Annotated in this window: 15 protein-coding genes; 11 read left to right on the forward strand and 4 right to left on the reverse strand. The window is 66.6% G+C overall.

What is annotated here, in order from left to right; all coding sequences use genetic code 11:
- Positions 1-244: 244 nt before the first annotated feature.
- From lipB to ABZ552_RS20565, 3 genes are all read left to right on the forward strand, one after another.
- On the forward strand, positions 245-1,006 hold the full coding sequence (lipB, locus tag ABZ552_RS20555) for a lipoyl(octanoyl) transferase LipB (protein WP_281874649.1): 762 nt from the start codon (positions 245-247) through the stop codon (positions 1,004-1,006).
- Positions 1,007-1,137: 131 nt separating this feature from the next.
- Complete coding sequence (lipA, locus tag ABZ552_RS20560; RefSeq protein WP_281881085.1) at positions 1,138-2,118, forward strand: lipoyl synthase; 981 nt, start codon at positions 1,138-1,140, stop codon at positions 2,116-2,118.
- Between the two features lie 629 nt (positions 2,119-2,747).
- Positions 2,748-3,326 carry a transglycosylase SLT domain-containing protein gene (locus ABZ552_RS20565; protein WP_281874650.1) on the forward strand — a complete coding sequence of 193 codons (579 nt, stop codon included), beginning with the start codon at positions 2,748-2,750 and terminating at the stop codon, positions 3,324-3,326.
- A gap of 508 nt (positions 3,327-3,834) precedes the next feature.
- Here ABZ552_RS20565 and ABZ552_RS20570 read toward each other — a convergent pair.
- Complete coding sequence (locus ABZ552_RS20570; protein ID WP_357439061.1) at positions 3,835-5,058, reverse strand: helix-turn-helix transcriptional regulator; 1,224 nt, start codon at positions 5,056-5,058, stop codon at positions 3,835-3,837.
- A gap of 277 nt (positions 5,059-5,335) precedes the next feature.
- Here ABZ552_RS20570 and ABZ552_RS20575 point away from each other — a divergent pair, with 277 nt between their 5' ends.
- The 7 genes from ABZ552_RS20575 to ABZ552_RS20605 all read left to right on the forward strand — a co-directional run bounded on the left by ABZ552_RS20575 (position 5,336) and on the right by ABZ552_RS20605 (position 9,583).
- Positions 5,336-5,551: a hypothetical protein gene (locus ABZ552_RS20575; RefSeq protein WP_281874652.1), complete on the forward strand. Its 216-nt coding sequence runs from the start codon at positions 5,336-5,338 to the stop codon at positions 5,549-5,551.
- Positions 5,548-5,754, forward strand: a complete 207-nt coding sequence (locus ABZ552_RS20580; protein ID WP_281874653.1) for a hypothetical protein — start codon at positions 5,548-5,550, stop codon at positions 5,752-5,754. Before ABZ552_RS20575 ends, ABZ552_RS20580 begins: the two co-directional genes overlap by 4 nt.
- 119 nt (positions 5,755-5,873) lie before the next feature.
- Positions 5,874-6,371: a DNA-directed RNA polymerase subunit beta gene (locus tag ABZ552_RS20585; protein ID WP_281874657.1), complete on the forward strand. Its 498-nt coding sequence runs from the start codon at positions 5,874-5,876 to the stop codon at positions 6,369-6,371.
- Positions 6,372-6,524: 153 nt separating this feature from the next.
- Positions 6,525-7,076, forward strand: coding sequence for a DUF3558 domain-containing protein (locus ABZ552_RS20590; protein ID WP_281874658.1), 552 nt, complete (start codon positions 6,525-6,527; stop codon positions 7,074-7,076).
- An 11-nt stretch (positions 7,077-7,087) separates the two neighbouring features.
- The gene (locus ABZ552_RS20595) at positions 7,088-7,462 is read left to right on the forward strand and encodes a hypothetical protein (RefSeq protein WP_281874659.1); all 375 of its coding nucleotides are present in this window, start codon (positions 7,088-7,090) and stop codon (positions 7,460-7,462) included.
- Between the two features lie 14 nt (positions 7,463-7,476).
- A complete protein-coding gene (locus ABZ552_RS20600) occupies positions 7,477-8,754 on the forward strand; it encodes a hypothetical protein (RefSeq protein ID WP_281874660.1) in 1,278 nt (425 codons plus the stop codon).
- Between the two features lie 67 nt (positions 8,755-8,821).
- Complete coding sequence (locus ABZ552_RS20605; RefSeq protein ID WP_281874661.1) at positions 8,822-9,583, forward strand: ESX secretion-associated protein EspG; 762 nt, start codon at positions 8,822-8,824, stop codon at positions 9,581-9,583.
- A 62-nt stretch (positions 9,584-9,645) separates the two neighbouring features.
- On the opposite strand, the gene ABZ552_RS20610 is transcribed toward ABZ552_RS20605, so the two are convergent.
- Entirely contained in the window at positions 9,646-10,104 is a 459-nt protein-coding gene (locus ABZ552_RS20610) for a hypothetical protein (protein ID WP_357439067.1), read from the reverse strand.
- A gap of 455 nt (positions 10,105-10,559) precedes the next feature.
- A complete protein-coding gene (locus ABZ552_RS20615; RefSeq protein ID WP_357439069.1) occupies positions 10,560-11,399 on the reverse strand; it encodes a YbaB/EbfC family nucleoid-associated protein in 840 nt (279 codons plus the stop codon).
- 624 nt (positions 11,400-12,023) lie between these two features.
- Here ABZ552_RS20615 and ABZ552_RS20620 point away from each other — a divergent pair.
- The gene (locus ABZ552_RS20620; RefSeq protein ID WP_281874666.1) at positions 12,024-12,527 is read left to right on the forward strand and encodes a hypothetical protein; all 504 of its coding nucleotides are present in this window, start codon (positions 12,024-12,026) and stop codon (positions 12,525-12,527) included.
- A gap of 16 nt (positions 12,528-12,543) precedes the next feature.
- Here the strand turns inward: ABZ552_RS20620 and ABZ552_RS20625 are convergent, their stop codons facing one another.
- A complete protein-coding gene (locus tag ABZ552_RS20625) occupies positions 12,544-15,984 on the reverse strand; it encodes a phosphotransferase (RefSeq protein WP_357439072.1) in 3,441 nt (1,146 codons plus the stop codon).
- Position 15,985 lies beyond the last annotated feature (1 nt).

Consider the following 15,985-nt stretch of genomic DNA (forward strand, 5'->3'; position numbering starts at 1 on the left):
CTCGCTCGACCGAGCTTCTCAGAGCTGGCGGGACCCGCCGAACCGATGCGGACACAGGAAGAAGGCGCCTCTCGATTCGCTGCGGCGCGCGTGGCGTCGGGGCCGCGTCGAGCTGAGGGTCTCCCGATCCGCGCCGCTGTCGCGGCAACCTTCCAGCTCTTTCCCTGGCAACCCCGATCGACGGTGCGGATTCGCCCATCGAGGTGCTGGAATCGGATCACCTCGTGGGCGTACCGTCGTCGCCGTGACCAACCCGCGCACCACCGTGTCCGCCCGATTCGACACGACCCCGATCGTGGTCGAGGATCTCGGACTCATCGACTACCACGCCGCCTGGGAGCTGCAGCGCGGCATCGCCGAACAGCGCGCCGAGGGCAGCGGTTCGGATCATCTGCTGCTGCTCGAGCACCCCTCGGTGTACACCGCCGGCCGCCGCACCGAGGCCGACGACCTGCCGATCGACGGCAGCCCGGTAGTGCGGGTGGACCGCGGCGGCAAGATCACTTGGCATGGCCCCGGCCAACTGGTCGGCTATCCCATCGTGCGGCTCGCCGAGCCGGTCGACGTCGTCGACTATGTGCGCCGCCTCGAGCAGGCGTTGATCACAGTGTGCACCGATCTCGGCCTCGCCTGCGGCCGCGTCGAGGGACGTTCCGGCGTCTGGCTGCCCGCCACCGAGCTGTACGCCGAACGCAAGATCGCCGCCATCGGCGTGCGCGTGCAGCGCGGCGTGGCCCTGCACGGCGTCTCGTTCAACTGCAACGCCGCCCTGGATGGGTTCCAGGCCATCGTTCCCTGCGGCATCCGCGACGCGGGCATCACCACGCTGACTCGTGAACTCGGCCGCGAAGTGACCGTCGCCGAGATGAAGCCCCTGGTGGCCGGCGCCATCATCCGCGCGCTCGACGGCGATCTCCCGGTCACCGAGCGCGATATTCCCCGTGTCACCTCTGGCGACACCACCTCCGCAGCGGCCGATCGCGACGGCGTAAGGTCGATCAAGTGACCTCAGTCGACACCCCGACACCGCACAACGCGTCCGCAGCGGAACCTGCTGCGGCACTCCCGGGGCCCTCCGCGGCCACGCAGGCTACCTCCTCCGGGTCCGACGCTCGCGCCGCGAACGGCCGCAAACTCTTGCGCATCGAAGCCCGCAACGCGGAAACCCCGATCGAGCGCAAGCCCAAGTGGATCCGCACCCGCGCCACCATGGGCCCTGAGTACTCCGAGCTCAAAGGCTTGGTGAAGCGCGAGGGCCTGCACACGGTCTGCGAGGAAGCGGGCTGCCCCAACATCTTCGAATGCTGGGAAGATCGCGAGGCCACCTTCCTGATCGGCGGCGAGCAGTGCACCCGCCGCTGCGACTTCTGCCAGATCGACACCGGCAAGCCCGCCGCCTTGGACCGCGACGAGCCCCGCCGCGTCGCCGAGAGCGTCCAGGCCATGGGCCTGCGCTACTCCACCATCACCGGCGTCGCCCGCGACGACCTGGAAGACGGCGGCGCCTGGCTCTACGCCGAAACAGTCCGCGCCATCAAGCGTTTGAACCCGCATACGGGCGTGGAACTGCTGATCCCCGACTTCAACGCGAATCCGGACCAGCTCGCCGAGGTCTTCTCCGCGCGTCCGGAAGTGCTGGCGCACAACCTCGAAACGGTCCCGCGCATCTTCAAGCGCATCCGCCCGGCCTTCCGTTACGAGCGTTCCCTCGCGGTTCTGACCGCCGCCCGCGAAGCCGGATTGGTCACCAAGTCGAACCTCATCCTCGGCATGGGCGAAACTCCCGAGGAAGTCACCCAGGCCATGCGCGACCTGCACGAGGCAGGCTGCGACATCCTCACCATCACCCAATACCTGCGCCCGTCCCCCCGCCACCACCCGGTCGACCGCTGGGTGAAGCCCGAGGAGTTCGTCGAGCACTCCAAGACGGCCGAGGAAATCGGCTTCGCCGGCGTGATGGCAGGCCCGCTGGTCCGCTCCTCTTACCGGGCCGGCCGACTGTACGCCCAGGCGATGGCCCACCACGGACGCGAGATCGCCCCGGAGATGGCGCATCTCGCCGAGGAAGGCACCGCCGCCCAGGAAGCCAGTTCCGTGCTGGCCCGCTTCGGCAGCTGACCTACCTCCTCCGAGCAGTTCTGCCCTCGCGCCGCCCTTCAAGGCGTGAGGGCAGAAGCATTTCTACGACATACCGGCGGACCACGCACTTCACTCCGCCAGATATTTCGATCGCCGTCACTTGGAGCGTCAATGCATCCAAACCTTGCGTCGGACGGTCGTGATCCATCGTGATTCAGCGGGTTCAGTGATCGGATCGAGACGTTTTGGTCTCGTCACTGCGAAGTGCTGCTTTGTGGCGTAAATCACGTTTGCCAACAAAAGTCCAGCTCAGCGCACTGCCGCCAAGGCGTGTCAGGGTAGCTCAAGATCGGCAATTCCGGATATTTAATTTCCGTTTGCCAAATATTCACCAGTCGTGATCAAGCTGAGATCAGGTCCGGAAGAGACCCGAGAAACCAGCTCCACTGCTCCAACGGCTTGTTTCTCTCCGGGTACGGCAGCGGCACCGAAGGGCACCGCCCGGCTTGTGCACCGCGTCGCGCCGCCAGGAATCGAACCTGGCTTTCACAACGAAATCCGAAAACCGCACACGAGCCGAGAGGGCGAACACCTTACCCGGTGTCGCCGTGGATCCCGCGCTGGTTTTTCCGGCCGGATCGCCGCACGAACAAGGAACTGATTTCTCGATGCACGCACGCCTTTCTTTCCGCCGCCCGTCACTCGTCAAGGGCGCTGCCATCGCCGCGACCGTCGGCGTGATCGCCGTCGGCTTCTCCGCCGGTGTGGCGGTGGCCGACGACACCGCTGCGGCCCCGGTCACGCCGGTCGCCGCTGCCGCGCCGATCGATCTCCCGGCCCTGCCCGGACTGCCCGCGCTACCCGAACTGCCCGCGCTGCCCGGGCTACCGCCGCAGGGCTTCCTGCCCGCGCCGCCGCCCGTCTACGAGGACAATCTCGACGGCTGGATTCGCCAGTCCCTGGACATCATGCGCGTCCACGGGATTCCGGGGAGTTACGAAGGCATCCACCGCAACATCATGCGGGAATCCGGCGGCAATCCCCGCGCCATCAACCTGTCGGATTCCAACGCCGCCAAAGGCACCCCCTCCAAGGGCCTGCTCCAGGTGATCGACCCGACCTTCAACGCCTACCACGTCGACGGCACCGCCTTCGACATCTGGGACCCGGTCGCCAACATCACCGCCGCCTGCAACTACGCGGCCCACCGGTACGGCTCGATGGACAACGTCAACGGGGCCTACTGAGCCCTCGAATCCGAGCAAGCGCCTCCTCGTCTTCGCGACGCGGAGGCGCTGCCGTTTCCGGGTACGACTCGAGTCCCCGATCGGCCACTGCCCTGCGATCCCGCCTTCGTCCAGCAGCGCGATGGTGATCGCGGTCCAAGACATCGACTCCGGGGATGCATGGAGGAGGTGAAACGGCCGCGCTTCCCGAGAACACTGCCAAGGAAAACGCCGAGCGGTCGTCTACTCGAGAGCCTGCGTGTCCGAACCGCCATGACGCGGCTCGCGAGCAAGGACCGCTTTCGATCAGACTGGTACGGCTCCGAGTCTTGTCCCGTTTCTCGCGAGCCGTCCACGCTGACGAACGAATAACGATGACACGCCCCGCTGCTTCCGGCGAAGTGCTGTGCAGAAGGGTTTCGTGCTGTTGCCTCAGATCATCGACGGCGAAACAAACCACGGCCTCGGTACGTCAGGAACCGCGCGTGGTCGCCGATCCGGACGACGGAGTGTCCCTTTGTTCCACGGGCTACACCTGCGCGGCGCGCCTCCCGAGGAATTCCCGCACCTCCGGAACCGCGGCATGCGTGCGAACCAGGTTGGCGATCGCGTCGATTCGCTGGTGGAGGCGGGTGGAGGCGAGTCCGGCGATGGTGTCGTAGTTGTCCGTCAGCAGTGAGCATGCTCGCGCGACGTCACCGGACGTTGTGAAGTTCTCCGCGAGATGGACGTGCCACGCGGCGCGCTCCCTGGGCCATGCCGACGAACTCTCGATTGCGGCTTGCAGGTTAGAAGTCGCCTGGGAGTGCTCGCCGAGCCGCATCTGCGCCCAGCCGATGCCACCGACGAATTCGGCTTCCGGCAGATAAACCCAATCCGGATCGTGCCCGCGGGTTGACTCGTACGCACGGTGCGCCCGACCGATCGCGGCCGTCATCGCCGACTTGTCTTTGCGAACCCCATGCGCTTCGGCTTCCCTGATCGCCATCAAGGCGCGCAGTTTCGGACCGCCGTCACGGAGCGACGCCCGTGCCCCTGCCTGGGCGTACTGCACGGCCAGAGGGTTCCCCTTCGCGTCGTCCCCGGGACGACTGGCCATCAGACAGCTGGCATTCCCCAGCGCATGCGCCGCAGCGATCCCGTCACCCGCCGCATTGGCGGCGTTCGCCGCGTCCGCGTAGTACCGCCGAGCGTCGTCCAGCCGCCCGGCGTCATAGTGCACCCATCCGGCGGCGGTCATCATCTCGGCGGCAGCGCTGGTGAGCGCACGCCCGACCTTCTCGGTGTAACTGCCTTGGTCCAGAAGCTGCTCGACATAGCGGACTTGATTGGCCGCCACCCGGCACAACCGGTCGCCGCCGACCACCAGATCGAGTTCGTGGATCTGGTTGACGCTGTCGATGATGGCTTCCACGTCGCTCGCGCCGACTTTCCCGGCGGACGCCGAGGCGGCGTTCGCGGGGGCGGGAACCGACATCATGGCAGCCCCCGCGCTTACTGATGCCCCTGCTTTGAAGAAGTTGCGACGGTCCACATCTGCCTCCCGGTCCGACTCCACTACCAGTATGGCAAGCGGAACGCCCAGTGCACGGGCTACGAGCCGCAAGACCCGAACGTCGTGCGAGGCAGGGCCGCCGCGCTCCAGACCGGAAACGGCGGGCTGGGAGAAGTTGATGAGCGCGCCCAGTTCCGTCTGCGTCATGCCGACGGATTTCCTGATCCGCCGGATCACTTCCCCCGTGGTCATGTACATGGCCCAGCGCCCCCCTGATCGTCGGTCGAATTTTCCCCACAGCTTTTACCCCGAAAGCGACTGCAACCGCAGGATATACGGCTCTTCGGATAGCCGGAACGGAAACCGCGATCCGTGCTCCCACCTCGGCTTTCGCACGACCTACGTTCGGTCGCGGGTGCCCGGTACCGGGGCGACGCCGCACCCTCAGCGGCGCACCGGCTTGTCAGAGTGGCGAGCTGGTGGCGAGAGCCCCCGGGACCGGGCACCGGTCGATCCGCGAAACAGAGAGGTTTCCGTGTCCCCGCATTCCCTCGCCATGTACCAATTCATCGCCCTGTGTGACGCGGCCGCCCACCAAGCGCCGATGCAGCCCTTCACTATCCGCCAGGCGCATGACGTGATGCAGATCCATGTGGCCTGCCGCGCGAAACACTGCGCACGCAAAGCGGCGGCACGGCAGGTGCTGGTCGACAGCGGACGCATGGTGCCGGACCCGAGCAGGCCGCAGTGAACGCAGCGGCCCCCGGGGCTCCGGACCGCCGCCACATCCAAATCGAAAGCGGTCCGCTCCGCCTGGACTACCAGGCGAGCGCCGCACAGGCCGAAAGCGTCGCACACGCACTGGCGCAACGGTTTCCCGACATGACGGTGACCGTCGACGACGACCTGGACGACGATCTCCCGCACCTCCCTTGCGCGCAGCTGTGGGACTGATCGCTCCGCCCGGCCACATCACCCTCCATCCTCGAAACCTCAACGGAGACCTGCATCGATGCGATCTGTCCAACTCGTACAAGATCGACTCCACCCTGCTTCGAGCTGACGGCGCGGCCATGAACACAGATCCCACACTCGCCCGCTGCCAGCGCTATCGGCACGTCTACGGGCTGCCGTGCTACGTGCATGAGGAAACTCGACGAATCACTCTGCGCGCAGGGGAGGTAGGCGCGGTCACGGTACCCGAACGGCTCGGCAGAATGGTCCACGCCGACCTCGCCAGGCAATACTTGCTCGGCCCCGTCATCGCACACGGCTCCGGGCGCTGGACGATTCTCGTCCGTCCCGACGACACCCACCAGCTCGCCAACGACACCGATATCTTCATCGCACTGCTGCGCGCGTCCGCGACGATCGTCCCCGACGGCGGCGAGATACTGCTCCCCTCGCCTACTGACGAACGGACCGGCTACCGGTGGTGGGTCGTCGCACCGCGCGACGCGTTCCGCCCACACATCAGCACCGTCGTGCAGTCGATCATCATCTGCGCGGATCGAACTCCGCACCATCCCTATGGTTTCCAGGGACCGGACCGGCCACGAGACCACTCCTGACAACGATCACCCGAGCTGCACTCCCGTCCATCGGATGGCGCAAGTTCCCGAGACTCCCGATCCGAACGCACCCGATTCCGATGGAACCGGAAGCCCCGCGAGTGCGTCATAGACTTCAGGGACGACTTCAACGGCCCGGATCGGGAGGCTTCGGTGGGACGACGGACGACGGCGACGGTTGCGGCGCTCGCTGGGGTGGTGCTGGTCGCCTCGGGGTGCGAATCGGGCACGAACGGAACCGCCACGCCCGGCACGACCGACACGTCGGCGGCCACGGCCGCGTTGTGGGATCCGTGCACGCAGGTTACGGATCAAATGCTGCGGCAGGTAGGAGTTGACCCAGCCACGAAGAAGTCAGGCGTGGTTGGGATCGAGGAGCCCGGTTTCAAGGTCTGTGACTGGAACGACCCGGGCCATCCGTGGAACTATTCGCTCGGAGTCTGGTCGACCATCCATACTGTCGAAGCCTTCAGAAACAAGACAGACAATGTTGACTTCACTGCCGTCACGATCGACGGCCGCTCGGGCTTCACATTTCGTGATCAACGATACGACCGCGACGAGGCTTGTGACCTGATCTTTCCCACCAGTTTCGGAGCCGTAGAGGTCACCATTTTCAATGTCTCAGCGAAGAGCCGCCAAGTTCCACCCTGCGAGCGCGCATCGACTGCCGCCAGAGTGTTGCTGCCCGTTTTGCCACACTGATTGGAGATGAGATGGTCCTGGAAGAGGAGAGGTCACGATGGCAGTCCCTGGCCAGCGAGGCGAAAGGCGGCCGCCTATATCTCGACCCTTCGGTCGCGAAAGACTGTAGGGACGCTTGCGATAAGCAAATACAGCTGTATCAAGACTTGCGCAATGACCTGTTGTACATGCGTAAGGTGACGGGCTTGGGCCGCTTCGACTGCGCCGACGAACTGGCGAACATGCTGGGCGCGAAGGCAATCGGCGGCGACGGCGATGTGGACTCCGCGCTCAAAGAGCACATCGAGGTACTGACCCTCATCCGTGATACCATCCAAATTTCCGTGGACCGCATCGGCGCCCAGGACGACTCCAATGCGCGAGACACGAGCAATCTGCTGAACTGACCGGGGGATTAATCATGGGTCTGCCGTTCTTGGTAGCGATTGGCGCCGCCCTGTTGGAGCAGTCGAAATCGGGTCCGCCGGACAGCGGTTCGCGCGACGAGAGCCCCGACGCGGCCATCGCACGCAACCGCATCGCCGAAATCATGCGTGCGGGTTCCGATCTGCAGACCCAGTCGCCGAAAGTTCCGGAGACCGCGTACAAGAATCCGGACGGGATCGACGATCTCTATCAACGTGTGCAGGCGATGTCGATCACCGATGTCGTCGCGCTGCATCAACGGTGGGAGTCCATTCGCAATCGGCTGGAGCAGGGTTTGCGGGGTTTCGCGCCGGAGATCGGCAAGGCCATGGAAGGCAAATGGGAAGGGGCGGCGGCGAAGGCCGCGGCCGACGGGATCAAGGAATACGTCGACAAGTCCAGCGGACTGATCAGGTCGGTGCAGATCGTCGCCGAGAAGGTGAAGATCATCCGATCGGGCATCGAGGTCACCCGGCCCGCCGTGCAAGAAGCACCGGCGCATACCTGGACCAGCAACGTCGCGAGCTGGGTGCCCGGCCCGACCTGGAAGTTGAACCAGCATCGCGACGAAGCCGCGCACGATGCGTCCGTGAACGTCGTCAAGAACGTCTTCTATCCTGCCGTCCGGGAAGCCGACACCGGCGTTCCGCTGGTACCCAAGCCGTACAACCCGGTGCACGATTCCGGCGATCAGCCGTCCGCGTCGAACAGCGGTTGGCAGCCGTCGTCGTCCGGTACCGACACCAGCGATAAAGCCGGCACGGTGGACCCAGCACAGCTACCTGGTACCGAGAACACGGCGGAGAACACTGTCCCGTCGAGCACGAATCCTGGTGCTGAACAAGAAAGCACGCCCGAACAAACCACGACCACGCCGGCCGGCACGAATCCGTCGACCCAACCGGCGAGCACCAATCCTGGCACCGATCCATCACTGACCCGCCCCGGAACACCGGGTCCCGGATCTCCGAACACGCCGAGCCCGGGCAGTCCCGGCCCGGGCGTACCCGGCCTCGGCACCCCCGCGCCGGGCCGCAGCATCAACGGCGTCCCGGGCGGCGTTCCCACCGTCGCGTCCGCGCGTCCCGGCACCGGCCGACCGGGATCAGGCGGCATGCCGGGCATGATGGCGCCGGGCGCTCGCGGCAAGGGCGACGACGACAAGGAACACCAGACGAAGGACTACTTGGTGAACCAGCGCAACGGCGAGGAACTCACTGGTCTCGGTGCGGAGAACAGGGTGAAGTCGGTGCCGCCGGTGATCGGCGAATGAGCGAGCCGAATAGCGACACCATGCCACGCAGGATACGGCCGTGGTGCATGACGAAGGGGCCGGCTTCGTGAGCCGACAGGATTGGTCGTTCACCGCGCTCGGCTTCACGGTGCTGTGGCGAGCCGTCGAGCGCGACGTGCTGCCGTACCCCTTGCAGTACCGGTCCACCGCGGAGACCGTCGCCGATTACGAGTCGGAGTGGAAGGCCGAAGCAGCCGGACTGCACCGTCGCCTGGACGAGTCCCTCTACAGCGCACTGCGTGTTTTGGCCGAACCCGAGGCACGCATCGAGATGGCGGGTTTCAACGGAAGAGACAAACTGCGCGTGCACGCCGCCGTGCAATATCGCCATGCCGTGCTGCTGATACAAGAACCCACCTCGTCGCCGGATAGCGGTGGGGCGGTGCAAATGTCACTGATCAGTGCGGAGGACGTCAGCCGTCGGGTTTTCGATCTGCTGCCCGACGCCACACGCGGCAGCGGCCCCGGCATCGAGATCGCTCGGCACGAACTCGACGCCGAGGACGACGAGCCGTTCCGCGTAGGCGCACCACCCCCGCCCCGCGCCCGAGCCGAGCAATTCTTCGAACGCCCCCGCACCACCATTGCCCACGTCGCGGTGTACGCGGGCCCGGCCTGGGACAACCGCCCAGCACCCTCCCGCGGCTTCCACGTGATGGACTATCCCGACGGCCGCTATCTCGTCCGCAGCGGAGCCACCATCAAGGCCGTCCCCGCCGACACCACCGAACTACGGACCCAACTCGACCGAGTCGTCCGTGCGACGATCACAGCCTTTCGTGAGGAAAGCGATCCGAGTTACACCTGACGCATCGAACCCCGAGCCGCTCCAGCCCTATTTCCTGCCGGAGCGGCGGGTGCTTCGACAGCTCAGTCGAGGATGTTCAGGACCACCGCCGTAAACATCAGGGCGAAAAATGCGCCGAAGACGACCCAGCTGGTACGGATCCAGTTGAGACCCGGCCACCTCGGCGGCTTCGGACCCATCGCCCCTGGCAGGAGGTAGAACGCCGGAGAGCGGTAATACACCGTCGTGCGGCATCCGGGTTCTACCGGCACGACAGTCTCCGCCGGACCCATATCGGAGTCCCACGCGCGGACCAACAACCTGACGAGAAGGTTGGCGCCCCGCGTCAGGACTTCGACCCGGTAGAGCCCAGGACCCACCGGGATGTAGGTGGGACCCCAGGAGGCATCGGGTATCTCGCTGCCGTTCACATAGATGCGCGGTCCGGTCGTCGCGTATATGGGGCCCGCGATCCACCACCGGAAGTAGGACGTGTCGACCACGATGCCGGTCTCGCCCGGCTCCGGTTGGAAGGCTTCCACCGGGTGACGCTCGACGTTCTGAAAGAACCGCAATCTCGGCCGGTCGACGGTATGCATCGGCGGCGGCACGTAGTGTGTCGTCCCACGATACGAAATAGACTCCGGCATATACGGATTCGGGTGCAACTGATTGGACGGTATCGGACTACCGCCCCAATGTGGTTGCGCCGACCCCATGAACCCCTCGGAGTTTGGTTGCGCGGAGCCGGTGCTCATCTGTGCAGGTCGCGGCGGACTGGCCCAACCAGCCTGCCCCGGCTGTGGAGCAGCGCCTGAACCGGCTCGTCCCGGCGGCCACGGCCCGCCGAAACTCGTCTGCCCCTCCTGGGCGATATCCGGCCCCGTCCGCCCGGGCTGCGGCGGAGGTGCGGATGGTCGGCTCCCGGGGCCACTGATATGCGGTCCCTGCTGATAATTCACAGTGCGTACTTCCCCTCGTTGTACTGGCACGATCGTCAGGCCGAAGCAGGCTGGTTTTCCTTACCCAGGAGGGCATAGATGACGGCGGCGACGGCCTGGGTGAGCGTCTGGACGTCCTTGAAGGCTTTCGCCATGTCGAGAAGCAGCGTGGAGATCTTCAAACCGTCGCGCCCGATCCGGGCGATCACCGCGGCGGCGACGTGCGGGCCCGCCGCGCCCAGAGACGCCGCGAGTTCGAGGGTGTACCCGATCATCGCTCCCGCCAGGCTGGTCAGGATGTCTTGCACCATCTTCCGAAAGGCCTTGACGATCTTCGACGCGGTATCCATGATCTCGCCGAGAGTGGCCGCGACCCCACCCGCCCCGGCGATCTGGTCGATGAGATCGGTGGCCCGGTTCCGGTAGGCGTCGCCCGCGCTCCCGGACGGGAAAGGAGACGAGGTCATGGACGGGCTGTGGCTGGACGCGGACGCGGCACGGTCTTCGAATGGCGCGCTCGTCCGCGGCTCGGGATCGGGGAAACGCTCGGCGTACTGAGCGGTGATCGCGGCACCCGCCTCATCGTCGCCGACGGTGTTGCGCACGAGTTCGCCGACCTGTATCCGCAACGCCGATTGCGCCCGTCGCAGACACGCCATGATCTCGGCGGACAACACCGCCGGGTCCATCCCGCGCGAACTGGGCGACAGATCGATCGCCGTGGGCGCACCGCTGCTGTCGACGGTGACACGAACTCGATCATCCTTACCGGCCTCGGTGACGGTCAGCGCCCGCATGCGGCTTTCCAACTCCTGAAACCGTTCGGCCCGACGCTCGAAATCCGCTGCCATCCGCGCCAAGTCTTCCGCAGCATGGTGCACATCGAATGCGGCCATCAACACCTCCTACTACTTCGCAACTGCCTGGTTCGACCAACACACACCGACACGCATCTTCACGTGTCCTACATCGACACTGACGCAGCGGACGGCCGATCGGTTCCATCGGATTCCGTGCTATCGGTGTCCTACCGAACTGAGGCCGAACCCAAGAGCCGCCTATTTTGGCGGAGGACCACGCGCCGCTGAAAACGTCCACCACAATGTTGCTGCGGCGCAACACTACTCGCGCTCGACTACGACGCCCGCACGGGCGAACTCGCCGCGCTGATCGGATTACTGAACTGATGATCACAAATAAGCGCTGGTCAGGCAGGTACTCCCGGCAGTGAAAACAAATGCGGAGGTATGGAGACCTAACCTTGGCCTATGCCTCGCTGGAGTACGCACGGTCGCAACCCGGCGCGAGTAGGGCGACTGGCGCGGCTCGGCACGGATTCCCAATCCCTCTCGGCCACAAGCATTTCCAGGGCGACGATCAGATCGATCACGGCCTCGGGAAGTGGGCGCAGGCCACCGTCGAATGTCGAGGACGAAGCACCGGAGCCCACGCCTCCTCGAGTACATCCGGGCTCCCTCGCACCGAAGACCGAAACGCTCTCGCGCACAACGGCGATGGGAATGCCGCCGCTGCCGCCACGGGACCGGGACGACGAACCGCATCGGCTGTATCACTCGGGCGCGGCCGCGTTCGTCGGGCTCTGCGTCGGTGTGCTGCTGCTGGTGGTGTCCGGGTGTCTGCTCGTCGATCACCCGACGCAGACGGCAGCGGCAACGTCCACCACAGCGGTCCGCACCAGCACCCCGACGTCCACGGCACCCTCGTCCACCGCGCGCACGACGCCTTCCGTCGCCGCCGCACCGCCGGTCCGGACGGGCATCGGGATCACCTTCGGAAAGGTCATCTCCAACGACGGTACGACGATGGTGGTGCGCAACGCGTTCACCAGCAGCAGCCTCGAGGTTCGTGCCGACGCCAACACGAAGGTGAACGTCCTGGTCGCCAAACGCGCCTCCGACATACGCGTGGGCGCCATCGTCGCCGTCTACGGGCGGCAGTATCCGGATCAGACGATCGTCGCCGAGTTCATCACCGGCATCTCGATCGGCGGTCCCACGAGATGATCCGCCCGCTCGCGCCTCAGGAACGCCCGCGTAGCGCCGCTTCCACCACCGCGTCCTCGACCGGCTCCGGCTGACCCCACACCCTCCGCGCCAGCCGCAGTTTCCCGGCCATGCCGGCCACCAACGCCGCCTCCGCCGCCGCGTCGGCGCCGCCCTGCCTGAGCTGTTTGCTGTAGCGAACCGCATCGACGACGACCGACTTGACGCGTTCGTGATCGAGGAAGGTCCGCAAGTCGCGCCGCCACTCCCCGGTCGCGGCCTCGGGCTCGGCGGCGATCCACGCCGCGAGGAACGCCTCCTGTTCCTGCGGGAGGTAGCCCATCTTGTGCAAGTGGGTGGCCACGTCGTACACCGGGTCGCCGTACAGGGCGAATTCCCAGTCGAGGAACACGACCCGGCCGTCTCGCACGATCATGTTCTTGCGGTGCACGTCGGCGTGCACCATCCGGAAGGGCCGCGCCTCGAGCGTGTCCCACGACGCGACGATGTGCTCGAGCGGCTCGTCGGGGACGCCCAACCGGCGGTACAGCTCGCCGAAATCCGCGCTGCTCTCGCGATACACCCGGGCGGTGACGGCGGACAATCGACGGGCGAAGGCGGCGGGGTCGTCGGCCCCGTCGGGCTCGATCGGCGGCAGCAACTCGCGTGGGATACGCCTGAGTTCGGCGAACAACGCCGCGACATCCGCCGGTACGTGCGCCGGGACCGGGACGCCGCGCGGCGCTATGCGATCCAGGAGGTCGCCGTCGATGTAATCGTGGATCTGGAAGGCGGGACGCACCGATTCCCAGCGCAGCTTCGGCGCCGCGGCGACGAACGGCTCGATCGCGATCAGCACCGCGGGCTCCGGCCACTGCCGCAGGTCCATCACGTCGGCGCCTTCGACGGGAATCCGGACGTTCACCGCACCCGCGACACCGTCGACCCGGACGTTGTGGTTGTAATACCCGGCGGCCGACTGCGGCCGGGTGAGCGCGTCGTCGTACATCGCCTCGGCGTCGACACCGAGTACTCGTGCGATCAGTCGGGCGGCATCGCGGTCCACGGCCGAGCCGGGCGTCGGCGGCTGGATGCGCGACCGCGCGGCCGCGGCGGCTCTGGAGATGTCGGGTTCGGTCCAGCCGTAGAGCGCCAGGACCGCTCGCGCGACGAGGACCAGCCCCGGATAGACGTTCGCGCCCTCGAATTCCGCGATAGCCCAGCGCGCGCTGCGGACGGCCGCCTCGCGTTGCCCACGGCGCGCGAAGACACCGGCGCGGAACAGCTCGGCCCTGGCCCGCCCGGACCGGTACCCGGCCTGCTCGAGGATCTCGCAGGCTTCGGTGAGCGCACGCTCCGCGGCGTCCAGTTCGCCGAGTGACAACCGCGCCAAACCGAGTGCGGTGTAGGCCTTTCCGAGCTCGTGCAGCGCACCCAGCTCACGCTGCCGCACGATCGCGGTCCCAGCGGCCGCGATCGCCCGGGCCGGGTCGGTGAGCGCCAGCAGCTCGGCGACATTCGTCGCGATATTGGCTTGGCCGACGACGCTTCCGGCGGCTCGATAGTGGGTGTCGGCCTCGTCCAGATATCGTGCGGCGCGCTCGGTGTCGAATGCCAGCCGGTAGGCGAGATGACGCAACCGCGCCACGTCCCCGAGGAACTCACGGTCGTCGCCGTCCGCCATCGCGACGAGTTCCTCGCACATGGCCAGTGCCTGGCCGAATCGGCCCTGGCACATGTGCAAGTCGGCCGCCCACTGGCCGGCGACGAGCCGGGCCCGGCCCGATCCGCGCGACCACACGTCGTGGTAGATGGCCAACGCGTCGTCGGTGTCACCGAGGATGCGGCGTGCGTTCGCCGCGGCGACGGCCAACCGTTCCGCGATCGGTCCGGTCCCATCCAGGTCGACGCCGCGGGTGAGCCGATCGGCTTGCTTGGCGTCGCCGAGCAGCACCGCCGCTTCCGCTTCCAGGCACCGCGTCAGTTCCGACAGTTCCGCCATACCTGCCAGGTTCTCATGCGGATCGGTCAGGTAACGGTCGAGATCGCTGATCACCCCGCCGATTCCTTGGCTGCCCCCGGCCGCTTCGATCCGATCGACGTATCCCAGCAACGTCACCGCGGACAGCAGCCCGGACCGGACCCCGTGGTATCCCGCCTCCCGCAGAGCGGCGACGCGGCCTGCCGGTCGCTCCGCACGCGTGAACCAGAGGTCGTGCAGCACCCCGTGCAGCGTGCGCCGCACGTCCGGATCCAAACGCCGCTGCAGTGCGTCCACCATCAGTTGGTGCAGCTGGAAACGCTCGCCTTCGTCCGCCGCGTACACGAACGAGTATCCGATGAGGGACTTCCAAGCGGCGATGTGGTGTGGTAGCCCGAACTGCCGTGCCACCACGGTGAAGATCTCCCGATCGAAGGTGCGCGGCAGGCCCAGCAATTCCAGCATCCGAACCTCGTCGGGGCGCACGTGTTGCAGGAAACGTTCGAGAATCGGTTCGGGAGAGACCAATTCGGCAGGCGTCACCCAGCCCGCGCGGGTGCGGGCGTCGATGGCCAGATGCAGGTAGAACGGCACGCCCGCACTCGACGCGGCGATCGCGGCGCGCTCCGCGGAATCCTCGATGCCGGACGCGTCGAGCAAGGCGAAGCGGGCGTCCATCGGCAGATCGTCGACCGGCACCGCCCGGATTCTGGCCGACCACTCCGGGTCGTGCCGCTCCCAGCCCAGCGGCTCGCGGCTGGCGATCACCACCAGTCCGGTGTCCAGCTGCGCGACCACATCGCGTAACCACGCGTCCGACGCCGCCGCGCGGCCTTCGCGGTCGGTGCCGCCCATCAGCGCTTCGTAGGCGTCCAGGAAGACCGCGTAGGGCTGCCTGCCGTCGGTCCCGCTCTTGAGATCTTCGGCGAAGAGATAGGAGACGGCCTCTTCCAGGCCCGCGAGACTCAATCGGTCGAGTTCCTGGAGAACCGGGTCCTGGCGTATCCGATGGGTGCGGATCGCGCGGCGGGCGCCGATGTCCAGCAGCCGGGTCGCGGTGCCGAAGACCGGGATCCCGGTGGCGTCGTTGAGGATCTCGGTCAGGATCTCGCTGTGCTCGGCCAGCGCCAGCGACTCCGAGGTCAGGCGCAGATGCGGGTGCATGCGCTGCCACAGCACCGCGCAGGCGATGTCGAAGCGGTGGAATTTGATCTTCTGCGCGCCGAACTGCATGCGCAGCACGGCGAGGCCCTCCGCGGCCTGCCGATGACTCGGAACCTGCAGATCCAGCACCGCCGCCGGATGCTTCTTCTCGACTCGCGCGCGCAGCTCGGTGACCAAACGCGATTTGCCGATCCCGCCCACGCCGCTGAGCAGCATGACCCGCGGCTGCTCGGCGGCGTCGGCCAGTAGTTCGTCGAATCGCGTCAGCACCAGCTCACGGTCGACGAACGGGCGGCTGGTCGAACCCGGCTGGAATCGTGCGGTCAACGCCATG

Source organism: Nocardia sp. NPDC019219, assembly GCF_040632645.1.
GTDB lineage: Bacteria > Actinomycetota > Actinomycetes > Mycobacteriales > Mycobacteriaceae > Nocardia > Nocardia sputorum.

Excerpts from the sequence above, each read along its gene's own strand:
- ABZ552_RS20565 (WP_281874650.1), top strand. The coding sequence starts at position 2,748 with ATGCACGCACGCCTTTCTTTCCGCCGCCCGTCACTCGTCAAGGGCGCT.
- ABZ552_RS20570 (WP_357439061.1), bottom strand. The coding sequence starts at position 5,058 with ATGTACATGACCACGGGGGAAGTGATCCGGCGGATCAGGAAATCCGTC.
- ABZ552_RS20585 (WP_281874657.1), top strand. The coding sequence starts at position 5,874 with ATGAACACAGATCCCACACTCGCCCGCTGCCAGCGCTATCGGCACGTC.
- ABZ552_RS20595 (WP_281874659.1), top strand. The coding sequence starts at position 7,088 with ATGGTCCTGGAAGAGGAGAGGTCACGATGGCAGTCCCTGGCCAGCGAG.
- ABZ552_RS20600 (WP_281874660.1), top strand. The coding sequence starts at position 7,477 with ATGGGTCTGCCGTTCTTGGTAGCGATTGGCGCCGCCCTGTTGGAGCAG.
- ABZ552_RS20615 (WP_357439069.1), bottom strand. The coding sequence starts at position 11,399 with ATGGCCGCATTCGATGTGCACCATGCTGCGGAAGACTTGGCGCGGATG.
- ABZ552_RS20620 (WP_281874666.1), top strand. The coding sequence starts at position 12,024 with ATGCCGCCGCTGCCGCCACGGGACCGGGACGACGAACCGCATCGGCTG.
- ABZ552_RS20625 (WP_357439072.1), bottom strand. The coding sequence starts at position 15,984 with ATGGCGTTGACCGCACGATTCCAGCCGGGTTCGACCAGCCGCCCGTTC.